The sequence below is a fragment of the Psychrobacter sp. CX16 genome (genome assembly GCF_057396245.1).
Genome location: NZ_JBXYJF010000008.1, coordinates 61754 through 80616 on the forward strand (window position 1 = coordinate 61754; position 18863 = coordinate 80616).

General features: G+C 43.6%; 15 protein-coding genes. All 15 read left to right on the plus strand.

Translation table 11 applies throughout. From position 1 onward, the window contains the following. Positions 1 to 178: 178 nt before the first annotated feature. The 15 genes from dcd (at position 179) to AC2SLM_RS04675 (ending at position 18825) form a co-directional block, all read left to right on the plus strand. Positions 179 to 754: a dCTP deaminase gene (gene dcd, locus AC2SLM_RS04605; protein ID WP_486552313.1), complete on the plus strand. Its 576-nt coding sequence runs from the start codon at positions 179 to 181 to the stop codon at positions 752 to 754. Positions 755 to 1117: 363 nt separating this feature from the next. Further along, the gene (ndhC, locus tag AC2SLM_RS04610; protein ID WP_486540536.1) at positions 1118 to 1756 is read left to right on the plus strand and encodes an NADH-quinone oxidoreductase subunit A; all 639 of its coding nucleotides are present in this window, start codon (positions 1118 to 1120) and stop codon (positions 1754 to 1756) included. Between the two features lie 10 nt (positions 1757 to 1766). Then, positions 1767 to 2435, plus strand: a complete 669-nt coding sequence (locus AC2SLM_RS04615; protein WP_486540534.1) for a NuoB/complex I 20 kDa subunit family protein — start codon at positions 1767 to 1769, stop codon at positions 2433 to 2435. A gap of 252 nt (positions 2436 to 2687) precedes the next feature. Continuing rightward, positions 2688 to 4478: an NADH-quinone oxidoreductase subunit C/D gene (gene nuoC, locus AC2SLM_RS04620; protein ID WP_486552315.1), complete on the plus strand. Its 1791-nt coding sequence runs from the start codon at positions 2688 to 2690 to the stop codon at positions 4476 to 4478. 196 nt (positions 4479 to 4674) lie between these two features. After that, positions 4675 to 5184, plus strand: coding sequence for an NADH-quinone oxidoreductase subunit NuoE (gene nuoE / locus AC2SLM_RS04625; RefSeq protein ID WP_486552317.1), 510 nt, complete (start codon positions 4675 to 4677; stop codon positions 5182 to 5184). Further along, positions 5181 to 6794, plus strand: coding sequence for an NADH-quinone oxidoreductase subunit NuoF (nuoF, locus tag AC2SLM_RS04630; RefSeq protein WP_486552318.1), 1614 nt, complete (start codon positions 5181 to 5183; stop codon positions 6792 to 6794). Before nuoE ends, nuoF begins: the two co-directional genes overlap by 4 nt. Before the next feature lie 16 nt (positions 6795 to 6810). After that, complete coding sequence (gene nuoG / locus AC2SLM_RS04635) at positions 6811 to 9837, plus strand: NADH-quinone oxidoreductase subunit NuoG (protein WP_486552319.1); 3027 nt, start codon at positions 6811 to 6813, stop codon at positions 9835 to 9837. A 46-nt stretch (positions 9838 to 9883) separates the two neighbouring features. Next, entirely contained in the window at positions 9884 to 10879 is a 996-nt protein-coding gene (gene nuoH / locus AC2SLM_RS04640) for an NADH-quinone oxidoreductase subunit NuoH (RefSeq protein ID WP_486552354.1), read from the plus strand. A 196-nt stretch (positions 10880 to 11075) separates the two neighbouring features. Further along, on the plus strand, positions 11076 to 11624 hold the full coding sequence (gene nuoI, locus AC2SLM_RS04645; RefSeq protein WP_486552320.1) for an NADH-quinone oxidoreductase subunit NuoI: 549 nt from the start codon (positions 11076 to 11078) through the stop codon (positions 11622 to 11624). Then, positions 11621 to 12322: an NADH-quinone oxidoreductase subunit J gene (gene nuoJ / locus AC2SLM_RS04650; RefSeq protein ID WP_486552322.1), complete on the plus strand. Its 702-nt coding sequence runs from the start codon at positions 11621 to 11623 to the stop codon at positions 12320 to 12322. The genes nuoI and nuoJ overlap by 4 nt, the downstream gene beginning before the upstream one ends. A gap of 143 nt (positions 12323 to 12465) precedes the next feature. Beyond that, the gene (gene nuoK / locus AC2SLM_RS04655) at positions 12466 to 12774 is read left to right on the plus strand and encodes an NADH-quinone oxidoreductase subunit NuoK (RefSeq protein ID WP_486540645.1); all 309 of its coding nucleotides are present in this window, start codon (positions 12466 to 12468) and stop codon (positions 12772 to 12774) included. Positions 12775 to 12778: 4 nt separating this feature from the next. Continuing rightward, the gene (nuoL, locus tag AC2SLM_RS04660; protein ID WP_486552323.1) at positions 12779 to 14653 is read left to right on the plus strand and encodes an NADH-quinone oxidoreductase subunit L; all 1875 of its coding nucleotides are present in this window, start codon (positions 12779 to 12781) and stop codon (positions 14651 to 14653) included. A 1-nt stretch (position 14654) separates the two neighbouring features. After that, positions 14655 to 16415, plus strand: coding sequence for an NADH-quinone oxidoreductase subunit M (gene nuoM / locus AC2SLM_RS04665; RefSeq protein WP_486552325.1), 1761 nt, complete (start codon positions 14655 to 14657; stop codon positions 16413 to 16415). Further along, positions 16415 to 17890: an NADH-quinone oxidoreductase subunit N gene (locus AC2SLM_RS04670; RefSeq protein ID WP_486552327.1), complete on the plus strand. Its 1476-nt coding sequence runs from the start codon at positions 16415 to 16417 to the stop codon at positions 17888 to 17890. The genes nuoM and AC2SLM_RS04670 overlap by 1 nt, the downstream gene beginning before the upstream one ends. 110 nt (positions 17891 to 18000) lie before the next feature. Beyond that, on the plus strand, positions 18001 to 18825 hold the full coding sequence (locus AC2SLM_RS04675) for a ferredoxin--NADP reductase (protein ID WP_486552355.1): 825 nt from the start codon (positions 18001 to 18003) through the stop codon (positions 18823 to 18825). The last annotated feature ends 38 nt before the right edge of the window (positions 18826 to 18863 follow it).

Below are 18863 nucleotides of genomic sequence, written 5' to 3' on the forward strand. Positions count from 1 at the left end.
TCTTGTCATACTGCATCAAATAACGGGTAAATATCTCGATTAAGATTAATATAGAGATAGCGCTATAAATTAGCGGTGTAATTCCTTATAATCACTGCCGTGTTATATTGTGTCATCAGAGGTTCAAAATTGGCCGATATGGTCGCAATGATAAGAATTAATATATTGAGGGTATGAAATGTCGATTAAATCTGACCGCTGGATTCGTAGAATGGCTGAAGAACATGGCATGATTGAGCCATTTGAAGCCGGACAAGTTCGCTTTAATGATGCCGGTGAAAAGCTGGTCAGCTATGGCACATCAAGCTATGGTTATGACGTACGCTGCGCGCGTGAATTCAAAGTATTCACCAATGTACACTCGGCCATTGTTGATCCAAAGAATTTCGATGAAAACAGCTTTATCGATATTGTTGGCGATGAGTGCATTATCCCGCCGAACTCCTTTGCGCTGGCTCGTACTGTTGAATATTTCCGTATCCCACGTGACGTATTAACTATTTGCTTAGGTAAATCGACTTATGCGCGCTGCGGTATTATTGTGAATGTCACGCCGCTTGAGCCTGAATGGGAAGGTCACGTGACTCTTGAGTTTAGTAATACCACCACATTGCCGGCGCGTATTTATGCCGGTGAGGGCGTGGCACAAATGTTATTCTTTCAAAGTGATGCCGATGATGTCTGTGAAACCAGTTACAAAGATCGTGGCGGTAAATACCAAGGTCAAAAGGGCGTGACCCTGCCACGTACCTAAGCATATACATTAGATGCTTATAGACATACACTTATAGACATACATAGGACTAGGTACATAATGTAACGCAACCTATTGAGCCTTAAATAAGTGATTAGGGTATATTGGTTAAGTCTTAGTTATGGTATATGGTTGTGAAGACTAGGTATTGCCTTAAAAAAATTATATTGTCAACAAGCAGTTGCGTGTTTAAGTAACCGAAGTGTGACCTTTAAATTCAGTATTGAGGTAGCTTTTAGCTGTTAAAAAAAGTATAGTATCACCTCAGTTTTTGCCAGCCGATGTATCAATTTATTGCTGTTTAGCGTTATTATCTTTGTAATATAACCGTCAGCGGATACTTGCCAGTGAGGAGATTTATAAATGACTTCCGCCTTTAATTGGTCAGCATTAGCCTTTATTTTGGCTGCCATTGGTTTGGTTATATTCATGCTTGTGGTCCCACGTTTATTAGGTGGACGCTCACAAGGTACAGAAAAAAATGAAATATTTGAATCGGGCGTTGTCGGAGCTGGCAATGCCCGAATTCGTTTGTCTGCAAAATTCTATTTAGTAGCTATTTTCTTCGTTATTTTCGACATTGAGGCCTTGTATTTATACGCTTACGCCGTCTCTGTTAAAGAAGTGGGCTGGCCAGGTTATGCAACAGCGGTAATCTTTGTTGTCGATTTATTAATTGGTTTAATATATGCCTTAAGCTTGGGTGCTTTAAATTGGGCACCAGCTGACAAACGCCGCAAAAAAGAGCGTTTAACCGAAGCGCCTATAGGCTTCAATCTAGCTAATATTACTAAATTTAATGGCATTGATGAGCTACATACCGATCCGACAGGTAAAATACCTGCCCAATCTTCTGGTCAAGTTAACGTATCGAATGATATTGCAGTGAATAAACGTCATTTGGCAAATATCGATCATATTAATACAACAGGTAATGTCACAAGCGTCGATTTTTCAACGCTATCTGATGACACCACTTTATCTAACAAATCGTCTTCTTAAGGGTTATATCATGAAATATACGCTAACCCGTGCGAATCCTGACGCCGATACTTATCCTGCGCAAACTCGTCAAACGGTGAACAATCCGATTGAGGACGAGGTAAACCGCAATGTCTTTATGGGTAAGCTTGAGGATATGGTTCATGCCTCAGCAAACTGGGGACGTAAAAATTCATTATGGCCATTTAACTTTGGTACCTCATGCTGCTATGTTGAGTATGCCACCACACTAACTGCGGTGCATGACTTGTCACGCTTTGGTGCAGAAGTTATCCGTGCCTCGCCCCGTCAAGCAGACGTAATGATTGTCGCGGGTACTTGCTTTGTTAAAATGGCGCCGGTTATTCAGCGTCTATATGAGCAGATGCTTGAGCCAAAATGGGTTATCTCAATGGGCTCTTGTGCAAACTCTGGCGGCATGTACGATATATATTCTGTGGTGCAAGGCGTGGATAAGATTATTCCTGTTGATGTCTATGTTCCAGGGTGTCCGCCGCGTCCAGAAGCACTGATTCAAGGCTTGATGCTATTACAAGATTCTATTGAAAAAGAGCGTCGTCCACTTGGTGCTTATGTCAATGACAAAGGTATCTATCAGCCGCAGATGCTACCTGAGCGTGATCGCAAACAGGCAGACCGTATTGCTGTTAAAAACTTGCGTAGCCCAGACAGTATTTAACACCTGAATAGAGCAATCACTTATATAAAGGTCATCTGACTTAAGAGATGACCTGACCAATCAATATTAAACACATGGCAACTCATTTATATTAAATTTGCATTTAGTAAGTAGCTTGTAATAAATACCTTGCATTTAATAGCACATATTCAACAGACAGATAAGCCTAGTACGGTAGAGCAGGACCGCGAATATCAACGTATTCAACGTGTGTTTTCCGTCATTGCAATGACTCTGAGGTAAGCGGTAATCATGGTAACGGATAATAGCAAAGCGACTAATAGCAACACTGCTGGGGCTAATAAAACACAGCCTGCAGTACTTCGTGAGCTTGGACATAGATTCTCAGGTAAATTCACTGAGCAGTTTACTTTTGATAGCATCCCGACTATCTGGGTGGCGCGCAAAGACTTACTTGATATCTTGATGTTCCTGCGTACCTTGCCTAAACCTTATGTGATGCTGCTGGATTTATCCGCCATCGATGAGCGCCTACGGAAGCATCGTGACGGTATGCCAGACAGTGATTTTACGGTGTTCTATCACTTAATGTCGCTTGAGCGTAATAGTGATATCCGTATCAAAGTTGCTTTATCTGAAGACGATTTAACTGTTCCAACAGCAACCAAGATTTGGCCAAATGCTAACTGGTATGAACGTGAAGTGTGGGATATGTTCGGTATCGTATTTGACGGCCATCCGCATTTAACCCGTATTTTATTACCAAAGTACTGGGAGGGTCATCCACTTCGCAAAGAGTATCATGCGCGTGCTACTGAATTTACGCCGTACTTCTTAAATGCTGCCAAACAGCAGTTTGAACAAGAAAACTTACGCTTTGTACCAGAAGAATGGGGTATGAAACGTAGCGGACGTGATGAAGACTTCATGTTCCTAAACTTAGGTCCTAACCACCCCTCTGCTCACGGTGCGTTTAGATTAGTATTGCAGCTTGATGGTGAAGAAGTTATCGACTGTATTCCAGACATCGGCTATCACCACCGCGGTGCAGAGAAGATGGCTGAGCGTCAAACTTGGCATTCTTATATTCCTTACACCGACCGTATTGATTATCTTGGCGGTGTGATGAACGAGCTGCCTTATGTGATGGCCGTTGAGCAACTGGCAGGCATTACTGTACCTGATCGCGCTCAAACCATTCGCGTAATGATGAGTGAGTTTTTCCGTATTACCAACAATCTATTGTATTTCGGTACCTTTATTCAGGATGCTGGTGGTATGACGCCGGTATTCTATATGTTTACCGACCGTCAAAAAGCGTACGACGTGATTGAAGCCGTAACAGGTTATCGTATGCACCCAGCGTGGTTCCGTATTGGCGGTACTGCTGCTGATTTACCTCGTGGTTGGCAGCGTCTGGTTCGTGAGTTCTTAGATTGGATGCCAAAACGTCTTGATGAATATGTCAAAGCGGCAATGCAAAACTCGGTTCTTAAAGGCCGTACTCAAAATGTAGCACAATATGATGCTAAGCAAGCACTAGCTTGGGGCGTGACGGGTGCTGGTTTGCGTGCAACTGGTGTTGACTTTGATTTACGCAAAGCGCGTCCATACATGGGTTATGAGAATTATGACTTTGAGATTCCAGTCGGCTACAACGGTGATGCATATGACCGCTGTATGGTGAAGATTGAAGAGATTCGTCAGTCGCTACGTATCATTAAACAGTGTATGGATAATATGCCATCGGGTCCTTATAAAGCCGATCACCCATTGGCAGTACCACCACCAAAAGATCGTACACTAAATGACATCGAAACCTTGATTAACCACTTTATTTCTGTATCGTGGGGTCCTGTTATGCCTGCTGGTGAAGCGTCGATGATGGTTGAGGCAACCAAAGGTATTAACAGTTATTATATTACTTCTGATAAGTCGACCATGAGTTATCGTACTCGTATTCGTACGCCAACATTTGCGCACTTACAGCAAATGCCATCGGTGATTAATGGTAGTCTAGTATCGGATTTAATTATCTATCTGGCTTCTATTGATATCGTTATGGCAGATACCGACAGATAGATCGGTTTTAGTTTTGATATACCGTTTTGCTTATTAAGACAATAACGATCGATTAAGATAAATTGGCTTGCCGCAGTATCAGGATAGATTTAACCAATCATTCAAACAGATACTGCTCGCCACAAAGCAGTTTAATACACAAGATAGCCCGCACGAATCGTGCCTGCTAAATATGACTAAGTTAAGGATTGGCACTGTGAGAATTGTGACCGATAAAGCACCAACCGTTGATGTTGCAAGCATCTTAACTGCCCAAGAGATTGATGGTATTCATGAATATATTCATCATTATCCTCATGCACGGGCGGCGTCACTTGACGCTTTAAAACTTGTGCAAAAGCGCAACGGCTGGGTAGATGACGCGCAAGTAAACGCCATCGCTAATTTATTAGATGTACCAGTAACAGATATTGAGGGTGTGGCCACCTTCTTTAACCGTATTTATCGCTCGCCTGTGGGTCGTCATGTTATTTTGGTCTGTGACTCAATCGCTTGTTATTTGACCGGTTATGAAGAGTTATCGGCATCACTAAAATCGCATCTGGGTATTGAATTTGGTCAAACTACTCCAGATGGCCGTTTTACCTTATTGCCAATTTGTTGTTTAGGTAATTGTGACAAGGGTCCTTCTGTATTAATCGATGAAGATACTTTTGGTCCTGTTGCTCCTGAAGAGGTTGCCGAGTTATTGGAGTACTATCCATGAGCGAAAATAGCCAAAATACAGCTGCCCTGAGCCCAGAGAGTGCGCCAAAAAGACTGTCTATCGCTGAGCAGTTTGCACGCCGTAAGCAAGGTAAAGCACCTAGCCAGTTAAATGAGCAGCGTGTGCCTATCTATGGTGACAAAGAAACCGCTACTATTGAGACCAAGCCATTAACTTGGCGCTTGGCTCATCACGATGCTATTTTAGATTTAGATACCTATCGCTCATTACGCGGCTTTGAGGGGTTGAAGAATGCCTTAGATAAACCGCCTAAACAAGTAGGTGATATGATTAAAGCGGCCAACGTTCGTGGCCGTGGCGGTGCAGGCTTTAATGCTGGTCTGAAATGGTCATTTATGACACCTCCAGATGGTGGTCCTCGCTATCTCATCTGTAATGCTGATGAGATGGAGCCGGGTACCTTTAAAGACCGTTTGCTTATGGAACGTTTGCCACTTCAGCTAATTGAAGGCATGTTAATCACTGCTCATGCTATTGGCGCAACCGACGGTTATATCTTTATCCGCGGTGAATATATTATTGCGGCAAAGCGTTTGATGGCAGCGATTGATGAGTGCTTAGCGAATAACTTACTGGGCGACAATATTTTAGGCTCAGATTTTAGCTTTAATTTACATGTGCATACGGGTGCTGGCCGTTATATTTGTGGTGAAGAGACGGCACTGATTAACTGTTTAGAAGGTCGCCGTGCTAACCCTCGTACTAAGCCACCATTTCCACAGGTATCGGGTGCGTGGGGTCGACCAACAGTGGTTAACAACGTTGAAACGCTAAGCAATATGCCGGCCATTATGGTCAACGGTGTGGACTGGTATCAGTCATTGCCAAAAGAGAAAGGCAATAGCGAAACCCCAGGTACTAAGATATTCGGCTGCTCAGGCTTGGTAAATGATCCAGGTCTGTGGGAGTTGCCATTTGGTTATACTGCTCGTGAAATTATTGAAGAGTTCGCAGGCGGCATGAAAGATGGCCGACGTCTTAAAGCATGGTTACCAGGCGGTGCATCAACTGACTTCTTAACACCGGATCATCTTGATGTAGCGATGGACTTTGACAGTATCCAAAAGGCTGGTAGCCGTATGGGTACGGGTCTGATTATGGTGGTCGATGAGTCACAAGACATGGTGCCACTGCTTAAAAATCTTGAGATTTTCTTCCAGCGTGAATCATGCGGTTTCTGTACGCCTTGCCGTGATGGTCTGCCTTGGGGCGTCAAATTATTGACTGCCATTGATGATGGAGAAGGTCAGGTCGGTGATGTTGAAAAACTAGAAGGCTTAACCCGCGATTTATGGATAGGTAAAACCTTTTGTGCTCACGCGCCTGGTGCAATGGAGCCGCTAATGAGTGCGATTAAGTATTTCCGTAGTGAGTTTGACAGCAAGATTATTGTTGAGCCGCCAACCGAAGTAGATGCTGAAACATCACAGTGGGCAGAGTCTGAAATTAAGAAAGTAATGTCATCGATGGTGAAAAGTAGTCCTGCCGCATCAGCAAGCACAGAGACTGATGCTAACAACAATGCGGATTCAAAAGCAGGTGTAGGAGGTGCAGCAAATGCAGCCTCTAAACCTAGTGATATGAAGTAGAGGAGTAGAAACAGGCATGGCGGTCATACATATTGACGGTAAGCAGGTCGAGGTAAACGGGGCAGATAACCTTTTAGAAGCGTGTCTGTCACTGGGTATCGATGTGCCTTATTTCTGCTATCACCCCGCACTTGGTTCAGTCGGCTCATGCCGTCAGTGCGCGGTAAAGCAGTTTAACAATGCAGAAGATGCAGAAGCAGGCAAAGGCCGATTGGTAATGTCGTGTATGGTGGCACCAACTGATGATATGTATATCTCAGTTGATGACAGCGAAGCGGTTGCCTTCCGTAAGTCTATTGTCGAATTCTTAATGACAAACCACCCTCACGATTGTCCTACGTGTGAAGAGGGCGGACATTGTCATTTGCAAGATATGACCTACATGTCAGGTCATAACAAGCGTCGTTATCGCTTTACTAAGCGTACCCACCACAACCAAGAATTAGGTCCTTTTATTGCACACGAGATGAACCGCTGCATCGCGTGTTATCGCTGTGTCCGTTATTATAAAGACTATGCAGGCGGTGAGGATTTAGGCGTTTATGCCTCAAATAACCGTGTGTACTTTGGCCGTGATAAAGATGGGCAATTTGAAAGTGAATTTTCTGGTAACTTAACCGAAGTTTGCCCAACCGGTGTTTTCACTGATAAGACTCATTCGGATCGTTATAACCGTAAATGGGACATGCAATATGGTCCAAGTATTTGTCATGGCTGTTCAGCAGGCTGTAATATTTCAGCTGGTGAGCGTTATGGTGAATTACGCCGTATTGAAAACCGCTATAACGGTGAAGTAAACCGCTACTTCTTATGTGATTTAGGCCGCTTTAGCTATGGCTATGTCAACCGTGACGACCGTCCATTACAAGCGATTGAGCGTATTAACGATAAACACGTTAAGATTAACGTTGATTATGCCTTAGACGAAACGGTTAAGCGTTTAAAAGGTAAAAAGGTCATCGGTATTGGCTCACCACGTGCCAGCTTAGAGACCAACTTTGCGCTTAAAAAACTGGTTGGTTTTGATAACTTCTCAACAGGGTTTAATAATCATCAGCAAACCTTAGTCGAGAAATGTATTGAGGTTTTAAGTACTAAAGGTATTCATAACCCAAGCATTACTGAGATTGAAGCACACGATGCGGTCTTTATTTTAGGTGAAGACATCACTCAGACTAGCGCACGTGTAGCCTTAGCAGTACGTCAAGCAGCAAAGAATAAGAAAGTTAAAATGGCTGCAGCGCTCAAAACACAAGAGTGGTTAGCAGAGCCCGTTCAGCGTATTGGTCAAAAAGAGTTAAGTCCTGTTTATATTGCGGACACCGTGCAGACTAAGCTTGATGATATCAGTAAAGTCAGCTGTGTGGCGACGCCGGAAGATATTGCTGCACTTGGATTTACCGTCGCTGAAGAGATTGAAGCATTAGCAGATAACTTAGACGATATTAAAGCAAATTTTGCTAATCAGAATGAATCTGATGCAGATGCAGACTCTATAAAGTCATTAGCGAAGCAGATTGCGTTTGATTTAGTAAGCGCTGATAAGCCTTTAGTTATCTCTGGCACAGGCCTGTATCATGTGGCTATTATTGAAGCAGCAGCACAAGTGGCTCAAGTATTGACTGCCAAGCGTGATGCTCTGAAAAAATATGAGCATGAGCAAATTGAGATTCATAACGCCAAAGTACGTGCTCAAGATGCCGAAAATCAGCCCAAAGAAGATAAAGAGCTTGATGCAAAAACTGTGAAAGATACGCCTAAAGAAGATGTCGAGCGTAATCCTGAGCAAAAAGAAAACTTAGAGCTAAAAGAGCCTAACCCGAACTATTCTAATCAAGCGGGTCTTTATTTAATTGTGCGCGATGCCAATAGTATTGGTGTTTGCTTGCTAGGTGGTAAGCCTGTTGAGTCGCTATTGGCGACTGACTTTGACGCTATTATCGTTGCTGAAAATCAATTAACCGATGCGATTGATATTGATAATTTGGCACAGCTATTAAGCGATAAGACCGTTATTGCGCTAGATCATCAGATGCTACATTGGCATAAGTTTGTTGATTTGGTATTACCGGCTGCAAGTTTTGCTGAAGCGGATGGTACCTTGGTATCTGCTGAAGGGCGTGCGCAGCGGTTTTTCCAAGTTTACGACCCAAGCTACTATGATCCTAAATGCAGTATCAAAGAGGGTTGGCGCTGGCTACATGCTGTTGAAACTAGCCTAAATGAGCTGCCATTGGATTGGACACAGCTTGACCATGTCGTGAATGAAATGGTTAAAACGCATCCAAACTTAGAGGGTATCAAGGGCGCAGCACCAAGTGCAGAATACCGTATTTCGGGCCTGAAGATTGCACGTGAGCCAAGACGTTATTCTGGTCGTACTGCTATGCGCGCCAATCGCTCTGTGCATGAGCCTATGCAGCCAAAAGATTTAGATACTGCGTTAACCTTCTCGATGGAAGGTTATGCCGGTGAGCAAACGCCAAGCTCAATGATTCCATTCGCGCAAGCACCAGGTTGGAACTCACCACAAGCATGGAATAAATATCAAGACAAAGTAGGTGGTAGCCTCAAGCAAGGTGATCCTGGTGTGCGTTTGTTTGATTTAATGGCGGATGAGGATAGATTACCTAAACGTGACTATATTCGTCCAGAAGCAGTGGCCCCAGTGAAGACCAGTATTTTCCAAGGTCAGGCCAAATTGGTACCAGTGCATAATTTATATGGCAGCTCACCAATGGCACATCGTAGCCCTGTGGTTGCAGCACAAATGCAGGCACCAGCTTTCTATATCGGTGCTGATGATGCTGAGCATTGGCAAGTCAGCAATAATGACTGGTTGGCTGTGACCGTCGATGGTCACCGTGTTGAACTACCTGTGAAAATATTGCCGTATCTTGCAGAAGGCTGTATTGGTTACCCAGTAGGGCAGGCGCCTATTTTGCATGGTCATCTGCCAGCGTCTGTGGTGAAGATTGATCCACCACAAACAGACACCGCATCTTTTAATAATCAACCACAGTTAGAGGGCCAGGGAGGTTAATATGCAAATTACTCGTATCATCCCTGATGTGCCAAGTTTTTTACCGATGTCAATGGAAGCTTGGACAGTACTTTTTTTAGTCGCTCAAGCGCTGATTATTTTTTTGGCAGTGGTAATAGTTGCTGCCCTTATGATTATTTATGAGCGCCGTATGCTGGCACTTTGGCAGGATCGTTATGGTCCAAACCGTGTTGGTCCTTGGGGCTCATTACAGCTGGTTGCTGATATGCTAAAAATCTTCTTCAAAGAAGATTGGACGCCAAAGTTCGCTGATAAATTTATGTTTATCTTAGCGCCAGCTATCGCTATGTTCACCGCTTTGGTCTCATTTGCTATTATTCCTATTTCCCCAACACTGGGTGTTGCTGACTGGAACATTGGTATCTTGTTCTTCTTTGCTATGGCTGGTATGGCAGTTTATGCCGTTATGTTTGGTGGTTGGGCATCAGAAAACAAATATTCTTTGCTAGGTGGTCTACGTTCTGCTGCGCAAACCATTAGTTATGAGGTCTTTTTGGGCTTATCACTGATGGGTGTTGTCGCCATGACCGGTTCGTTTAACTTACGTGAAATCGTAGTTGCACAAACGGGTGGCTTTTGGCACTGGAATATTTTCCCGCAGTTTTTAGGTTTCTTAACCTTCGTAGTCGCCGGTGTCGCAGTTACTCACAGACATCCATTTGACCAACCAGAGGCGGAGCAAGAGCTTGCCGAAGGTTATCATGTTGAATATTCAGGCATGAAGTTTGGTATGTTCTTTATTGGTGAGTATGTGAACGTGGTGCTTATTTCAGCACTAATGACCTGTTTGTTCTTTGGTGGCTGGGATGCGCCAATGAACCTAGGCTTCACAATTTTGCCACCTGCTTTTTGGTTCATGATTAAGACCTTATTCTTTATGACCATGTTCGTTCTAGCACGCGGTTCATTGATGCGTCCAAGATATGATCAAGTAATGAACTTTGGCTGGAAAGTCTGTCTGCCTGTGACCTTGATTAACCTATTAATCACTGCCGCACTGATATTAATTTCTAGTAGCTAATTCTTTGGTGTTTAATATCATTGCAAGCTTTGCAGTAAGACAGATAAAACGATAAAACAAGAGTTTAATTAGTTTTTTAAATCTTCTATTTATTAGTTTAGAGTTATCAGTCAAAACCTAGTAAGTATTAAGCAGTCTGTAGTGCTTGTTACGTTTTGGTTTGATGGCTCACTGATAAGCAATTAGAGAAGTTAACATGTTTAAAACGTTGAAAAATACAGTCGTGGGCATGTTTACCATTGTGCGCTCCATGTGGATGGTTAACAGTCATGCGTTTAGACCTCGCGATACAATTTTGTATCCTGAAGAGCCTGTACCTGTGCCGCCACGTTTTCGAGGACGGATTGTATTGACCCGTGACCCTGATGGCGATGAGCGCTGCGTGGCTTGTAACTTATGTGCCGTGGCATGTCCTGTTGCTTGTATTTCATTACAAAAAGCAGAGCGTGAAGATGGGCGCTGGTATCCTGAGTTTTTCCGTATTAACTTCTCGCGCTGTATCTTCTGCGGCATGTGTGAAGAGGCGTGCCCAACCACGGCGATTCAGTTAACACCAGACTTTGAGCTAGGTGAGTATGTTCGTCAAAACTTAGTGTACGAAAAAGAACATCTACTTATCTCAGGTCCTGGTAAATATCCGGATTATAACTATTACCGTGTTAGCGGTATGGCGATTAAAGACAAACCAAAAGGGGCTGCTCAAAATGAAGCAGAGCCTGTCGATTTAAGGAGTCTATTGCCATGAGTTGGCTACACTGGTTTGATAATACCGCATTGGTAGGATTCTATACATTAGGTTTGGTGGCGATTATTGCGAGCCTTCGAGTCATTATGCTTGCAAATCCTGTTCATGCCATTCTTTCAATGATTGTCTCCTTACTTTCGCTAGCGGGTATTTTCTTTATTATTGGCGCACCTTTTGCCGGTGCACTGCAAGTCATTGTTTATGCCGGCGCTATTTTGGTGTTATTCGTCTTCGTTATTATGATGCTTAATTTGGGTATCAGAAATGATGAGCGCGAGAGCAAATGGCTCGCCTCCGATGTTTGGGCAGTGCCGACAGGACTTACTCTTATCATTGCTATCGTGTTGGGCGCAATGATTAGCATGAGCCCAGCTGGACTTGATGCACATGATGTATCTCAAACAGCCATGATTGGCGGTGAAACGATTTCTGCCAAACATGTAGGTATTGCACTGTTTAGTGAATATCTATTATTGGTCGAAGTGGCGGCGATGCTCTTACTAGCTGCTTTAGTAGCTGCTTATCACTTAGGTAAAAAAGCCTTGGATGATGAGAATGTCAGTCATAGCAGTAGAGTCGGTCAGCTTGATGCCGATGAAGCAGCTGCTTATAACTACACATCTCTTGATGCAAAACGTTTTAAAGATACCCATGCGCATGGATCAAGAAAGACCCTGTATCGCAAGGAGGACAGTTAATGCCAATGGTAACCTCTGAATCAGTCGCGGCAGTGAATGACGGCACCGCATTGCCCGACGATGTTGTCGCAAGCTTCGGTACCGATACCACGGTGGAAGTGATACAAGATCCTCATACTATTGTTGATGTCAATGACTCAGTACTGGGTACGATACCCATGGAGCATGGTCTGATCCTAGCAGGTATTATTTTTGCTATCGGCTTATGTGGTGTGATGGTACGTCGTAACTTTTTATTTATGTTAATGAGTCTCGAGATTATGATGAGTGCCGCGGGTCTCGCCTTTATTGTTGCAGGCAGTCACTGGATGAGCGCAGACGGTCAGATTATGTTTATTTTTATTCTGACGCTAGCTGCTGCTGAAGCCTCACTGGGTCTTGCTATCTTATTACAATTCTATCATCGCCGCGGTCATTTAGATGTTGATTCGGCCAACGAGATGAGAGGTTAATATCATGAGCTTTTTACCATTAACCTTTATCTTCCCCGCGATTAGCTTTCTAATCTTGGCATTTATGCGTGACCATTTGACCGAGCAATCAGCAAGATGGCTTGGCGTAGGTAGCATGGGCTTATCAGCTTTATGTGCGTTAATTGCCGCATTGAGCTATATGGGTCAATACGATCCGAGCACAGTTATTAATGTGCCGTTATGGACATGGTTACAGGTGGGTGATTTCGCACCTGCGTTTGGCTTAAGCTTTGATGGCTTAGGTTTAACCATGTTAGGCGTAATCACTGGCGTTGGCTTTTTGATTCACCTATTTGCTTCTTGGTATATGAAAGGTGACCCTGGGTTTGCACGCTTCTTTAGTTATATGAACCTATTCGTCGCCAGCATGTTGCTATTAGTATTAGCTGACAACCTTCTACTGCTTTATTTAGGTTGGGAAGGCGTTGGCATCTGTTCCTACTTATTGATTGGTTATTACTTTGAAGACCGAGCCAATGGCCGTGCGGCGATGAAAGCCTTTACTGTGACACGTATTGGTGATGTGTTCTTAGCATTCGGTCTATTCTTATTATTCCGTGAATTTGGCACCTTAAATATTCAAGACATCATCATACGCGCGCCGCAAATGTTTGAGGTGAATAACCCAACATTAGTACTAGCGGCCATGATGTTGGTTGGCGGTGCCATGGGTAAGTCTGCACAGATCCCGCTGCATACGTGGCTTGCTGATGCGATGGCCGGTCCGACGCCTGTTTCTGCACTGATTCACGCTGCGACCATGGTAACAGCGGGGGTTTATTTAATCGCTCGTTTGCATCCATTATTCATGTTAACACCTGGTATTTTACTGTACTGGGTTGGTGCGGTTGGTGCGATTACATTGGTTGTTGCCGGCTTCTGTGCACTAGCGCAAACTGATATCAAACGTATCCTTGCTTATTCAACCATGAGCCAAATCGGCTATATGTTCTTAGCATTGGGCGTTGGTGCATGGCAAGGTGCTGTATTCCATCTTATGACACACGCGTTCTTTAAAGCGCTATTATTCTTGTCATCGGGTGCGGTTATTATTGCGGTTCACCATGAACAAAACATCTTTAAAATGGGTGGTCTACGTAAAAAGATTCCATTGGTATTTTGGTGTTTCATCATCGGTGGCGGTGCGCTAGCAGCGATACCTTGGGTAACGGTTGGTTTCTATTCGAAAGAAGCTATTCTTTGGGAAAGCTATGCAACAGGGCATCAAGTATTGTTTTATATGGGGGTGTTTGGTGCGTTTCTAACCTCACTTTATACCTTCCGTATGATTTGGTTCACCTTCTTTGGTGAAGAAAAAACGCATGCACACAAGCTGTCAGGCTTATCGTATCAGATTCCTCTTGTTGTATTACTTGTGTTATCTACGGCTGTTGGGGCCTTGATTACGCCACCACTACAAGGCGTATTGCCAGAGAGTGTGGGTCATTTATTAGAGATGAATGGCGAGGCACATGCTAAGCACACAGCAGAATATATTGCGATGGCTGCGATGGCTGCTGGTTTGATTTTTGCTTATTTATTGTATGTATTAAATAGTGGCAAGCTATTGGCTAAATTTAAAGCATCAAGTTTAGGTGGCGCGATTTATCATTGGTGTTACAACGGCCTTGGTTTCGATGCCTTATACGATCTTGTGTTTGTAAAACCATTTTTATTAATTGGTAAATTACTAAAAGCGGATCCTGTTGATAAAACTTGGAACATTCTACCTGCGATTGCTTCAGCAGGTAACAAAATGATGTCAATGACTCAAACAGGGTCACTTAGAGGATATGCCGCGAGCTTTGGACTGGGGATGGCAGTGTTATTGATACTAGTCATGATGACGGTGATTTAAGATGACAGAATTTCAATTAGCTTGGATGTTGCCAGCACTGATAGCAACCCCGTTTATTGCGGGTACATTGTGTTGGCTCGTAGAAAAGATAAATAATCGTCTGCCACGCTGGATTGCTTTAATCGGCATGATTATTACCTTTGTGATGACCTTGGCGCTATGGAGCGAAGGGGCATTTACAGGAATGAGTCAGCAAGTCTTAGCACCGACAGCACAGTTGCCTTGGTTCGCTGAATTCCAAGTGCCTTGGATTGACTCTTTTGGTATCAGCTTCCATTTAGCACTTGATGGCATGTCGTTACTGATGGTATCGCTTACCGCTTTCTTAGGTATTATGGCCGTCGGCTGTTCATGGGGTGAGATTCAGCGCCGTGTTGGTTTCTTCCATCTAAACCTATTATGGAGCTTAGGCGGCGTTATTGGTGTTTTCTTAGCCATCGATCTATTCTTATTCTTCTTCTTTTGGGAAATGATGCTGGTTCCTATCTATTTTCTAATTGCCATATGGGGTCACAATGCGACCAATGGTAAGACTAAGGAATATGCAGCGACTAAGTTCTTTATTTATACCCAAGCATCTGGTTTGATTATGCTTGTCGGTATTTTGCTGTTGGTTATTATCAGCTACGTGAACTCTGGTACTCTAAGCTTTAACTATAATGATTTACTGGGTACACAGCTTGGCGGTTGGGAGTATCCAATCATGCTGTGCTTCTTTATCGGTTTCGCCGTTAAATTACCTATTATGCCATTTCATGGTTGGTTACCAGATGCGCATGCTCAAGCACCAACCGCAGGTTCTGTCGACTTGGCAGGTATCTTAATTAAGACCGCAGCTTATGGTCTGATTCGTTTTGTTATTCCATTATTCCCAGAAGCGTCACATCAGTTTGCTCCGATTGCGATGACCTTAGGTGCCATTGGTATCTTCTATGGTGCGTGGTTAGCGTTTATGCAAACCGATATCAAACGTTTACTGGCTTATACCAGTGTCTCGCACATGGGCTTTGTGGTACTGGCAATTTATGCTGGAACACTTATCAGCTTGCAAGGTCTTATGGTGCAAATGTTGGCGCATGGCTTAGCCTCTGCAGCATTATTTATCATGGCAGGTCAATTATACGAGCGTATGCATACTCGTGAATTGCCATTGATGGGCGGTATGTGGGGTCAGTTCCGTTATTACTCGCCACTACTTATGTTCTTCTGTGCCGCACTATTAGGCATACCAGGAACGGGTAACTTTATTGGTGAATTCTTAATCCTAATTGGCTCATTTGAAGAGTATCCAGTATTTGTGGTACTAGCAACATTTAGCCTGGTTTGGGCAGGGCTATACTCGCTTATCCTTGTTTATCGTGCTTTATTTGGTGAAAGAACAATACCAAAAGTAGCGTTAGAGACAGTAGGCTCACGTCCACCTGCGGTAGTAGATAATGCAGCCGTTACTCAAACTGCTTTTGCTAACAATGCCAATCACGTAGAAACGACTGATAGTACTCATAGGGTCAATACCAGCTATGAGGGTGAAGAAGTTACTCATAAGCCAGTTAAATTATACGATCTCAACCGTCGTGAGCTTGCGCTACTATTATTGTTAGCTGTAGGCCTTGTGTGGTTAGGTTTATTCCCACAAACCGTATTAGATACATCAAGTCATGCTATGCAGTGGATTAATAATGCGTACACGTACCATGAGGTTGTCAATTTTGACACGCTTGAATCCGCGCAATCTGTTATCGGCGCAGGGGAGGTACGCTAATGAATACGCTTGTTAATAACACTTGGCCTATCTTAACCCCATTTGCTCCTGTTCTAATTGTGGCAGCGACTCTACTTATCGTTATGTTAGCGATAGCGGTTAAACGCTCACACTTTGTGACCGGTACATTAACCGTGCTAGGCTTGAACGCTGGTCTAATAATGCTGTTCGGTCAGATGGTTGGCTGGTTCCCGATATCAAGCATTGAGATGGCTACCCCGATGTTTACGGTGGATCCATTTGCACAGTTTAATATGGTGATTATATTTATATCGTCATTGGCATGCTGTACGTTGGCTTATCCATACTTTAGAACCTTCAATGACCATAAAGAAGAGCTGTATTTATTGATGTTGCTATCAACCATTGGCGGATTGCTGATGGTAAGTGCGCATAACTTTGCCTCATTCTTTATGAGTTTAGAGCTACTGTCTGTGCCTTTATATGGCATGTTGGCTTATGCCTTTATGCGCAATCGCTCGCTTGAGTCTGGTCTTAAATACTTAGTGCTATCAGCAACAGCGTCTGCGACCTTATTAATGGGTATGGCATTTATTTATGCCTCAACGGGCACACTAGACTTTAAAGAAAACGCTGTTGCGTTACAGTATGTCTTTGAATCACCACTTATGATTTTGGGTGCGGCGATGATGGTATTTGGTATCGCGTTTAAATTATCTGCAGCACCCTTTCATATGTGGACGCCGGATGTCTATCACGGTGCACCGGCACCAGTGGCAACTTTCTTAGCGTCGGTCAGTAAAGTAGCGATGATGGCATTGGCACTGCGTTTCTTAATTGAAACGGCTTTACTAGCATTGCCTGCAGTGACTACTGTATTGATGGTTATCGCAACATTATCTATCTTAGCGGGTAACTTATTGGCTCTACGTCAGACCAATTTAAAGCGTTTACTGGGTTATTCATCAATCTCACATATGGGTTATGTGTTGGTGGTCATCGCTAGCGTAGGTCCGACGGCTTACTCAATTAGTAATATGTATATGGCGATTTATGCGCTAACTTCACTGGGTCTGTTCGGTGTAATTACTCTGATGTCGAGCACTTACAAAGATTCTGGTGAAGCCTCAGAGCTTGAGCACTACCGTGGTCTATTCTGGCGCCGTCCAGTCTTAACCGGTGTCATGACTGTCATGCTACTGTCGATGGCGGGTGTGCCTTTAACTGCAGGCTTTATTACTAAGTTCTTCGCGGTAGTAGCTGCGGTACAAGGTATGCAATGGTTCCTAGCGGCGATGATTATTTTAGGTAGTGCTATTGGTCTATTCTACTATCTAAGAGTGATGCTGACCTTGTTTAAGCGTCCCAATAAAACCATCGAATTCGATGCGCTATGGCATTGGGGCATTCAAGTAGGTGGTCTGATGGTGCTTATTGCAACATTAGCGGTAATCTACTTCGGTGTTCTCCCTAATGACTTTATCCTTTGGGCGAGCAACGCAGTTATCTGGTAGCTTGGATGAGATAAACAGTACAATATGTTATGCTTGTGGAGTACATTTACTCTGCAAGCATTTTTTTTGTTTAATCCTATAGGCAGCAGAACCTTTAATAAGAAGTGACTATTATGAGTGATAATATTCAGACCGTTAAAGTATTGAGTAAGACAACTTGGACACCCACTTTGTTTAGTTTTATGGTGACACGGCCAGAGAGTTTTAAGTTTACGGCAGGTCAATGGGTACGCTTAGGTGTCAATCCAAGTCGGCTAAATTATCACAAAAATAACACGGCTGATAATGCAGAGTCTGCGCCTGATGAAGACATCTACCGTGCATACTCGATTGTGTCATCGCCATATGATGAGACTATAGAGTTCTTCTCAATCGTTATTGAAGATGGTGCATTTACTTCTCAGCTACAGCATCTAGAAGTGGGTGATGAGCTGCTGCTAAACACCACGCCGTTTGGTTTCTTAACCCTTGCCCGTTACCAAGAGCCGTTACCAAAAGACTTATGGTTATTGGCGACTGGAACTGGGCTTGCGCCGTTTTTATCCATGCTTCAAGACATAAAGACATGGGAAGATTACGAGCATATTATTCTGGCTTATAGTGCGCGCAATCAAGCAGAGTTGGCCTATGTTGATTTGATTAAGTCATTTGAAAAAGACTTCGGTGGGCTAGTTACGTCACCGGCCAAACTTACCTTTGTGCCAATTGTGACACGTGAAAAGGTTGACGGTGCATTGAATAAACGCTTGCCTGAGCTACTGATAACCGGTAAGCTCGAAGCAGTTGCTGGTGAGAATCTGTCTAATGAGCACTCACATGTGATGCTATGTGGTAACCCGCAAATGGTGGACGATACCAAAGAGACCCTAAAAGAGATGGGTCTGGTAATGAACCGCCGCGGTGTGGGTAATATTGCGGTAGAAAACTACTGGTAAGAAGGGCTTGTTTTTTGTGGTGGTTTTCCGTGGATTAA

Bases quoted from the DNA above. Each gene is read 5' to 3' on its own strand.
- dcd (WP_486552313.1), top strand. From the start codon at position 179: ATGTCGATTAAATCTGACCGCTGGATTCGTAGAATGGCTGAAGAACAT.
- ndhC (WP_486540536.1), top strand. From the start codon at position 1,118: ATGACTTCCGCCTTTAATTGGTCAGCATTAGCCTTTATTTTGGCTGCC.
- AC2SLM_RS04615 (WP_486540534.1), top strand. From the start codon at position 1,767: ATGAAATATACGCTAACCCGTGCGAATCCTGACGCCGATACTTATCCT.
- nuoC (WP_486552315.1), top strand. From the start codon at position 2,688: ATGGTAACGGATAATAGCAAAGCGACTAATAGCAACACTGCTGGGGCT.
- nuoF (WP_486552318.1), top strand. From the start codon at position 5,181: ATGAGCGAAAATAGCCAAAATACAGCTGCCCTGAGCCCAGAGAGTGCG.
- nuoG (WP_486552319.1), top strand. From the start codon at position 6,811: ATGGCGGTCATACATATTGACGGTAAGCAGGTCGAGGTAAACGGGGCA.
- nuoH (WP_486552354.1), top strand. From the start codon at position 9,884: ATGTCAATGGAAGCTTGGACAGTACTTTTTTTAGTCGCTCAAGCGCTG.
- nuoI (WP_486552320.1), top strand. From the start codon at position 11,076: ATGTTTAAAACGTTGAAAAATACAGTCGTGGGCATGTTTACCATTGTG.
- nuoJ (WP_486552322.1), top strand. From the start codon at position 11,621: ATGAGTTGGCTACACTGGTTTGATAATACCGCATTGGTAGGATTCTAT.
- nuoL (WP_486552323.1), top strand. From the start codon at position 12,779: ATGAGCTTTTTACCATTAACCTTTATCTTCCCCGCGATTAGCTTTCTA.
- nuoM (WP_486552325.1), top strand. From the start codon at position 14,655: ATGACAGAATTTCAATTAGCTTGGATGTTGCCAGCACTGATAGCAACC.
- AC2SLM_RS04670 (WP_486552327.1), top strand. From the start codon at position 16,415: ATGAATACGCTTGTTAATAACACTTGGCCTATCTTAACCCCATTTGCT.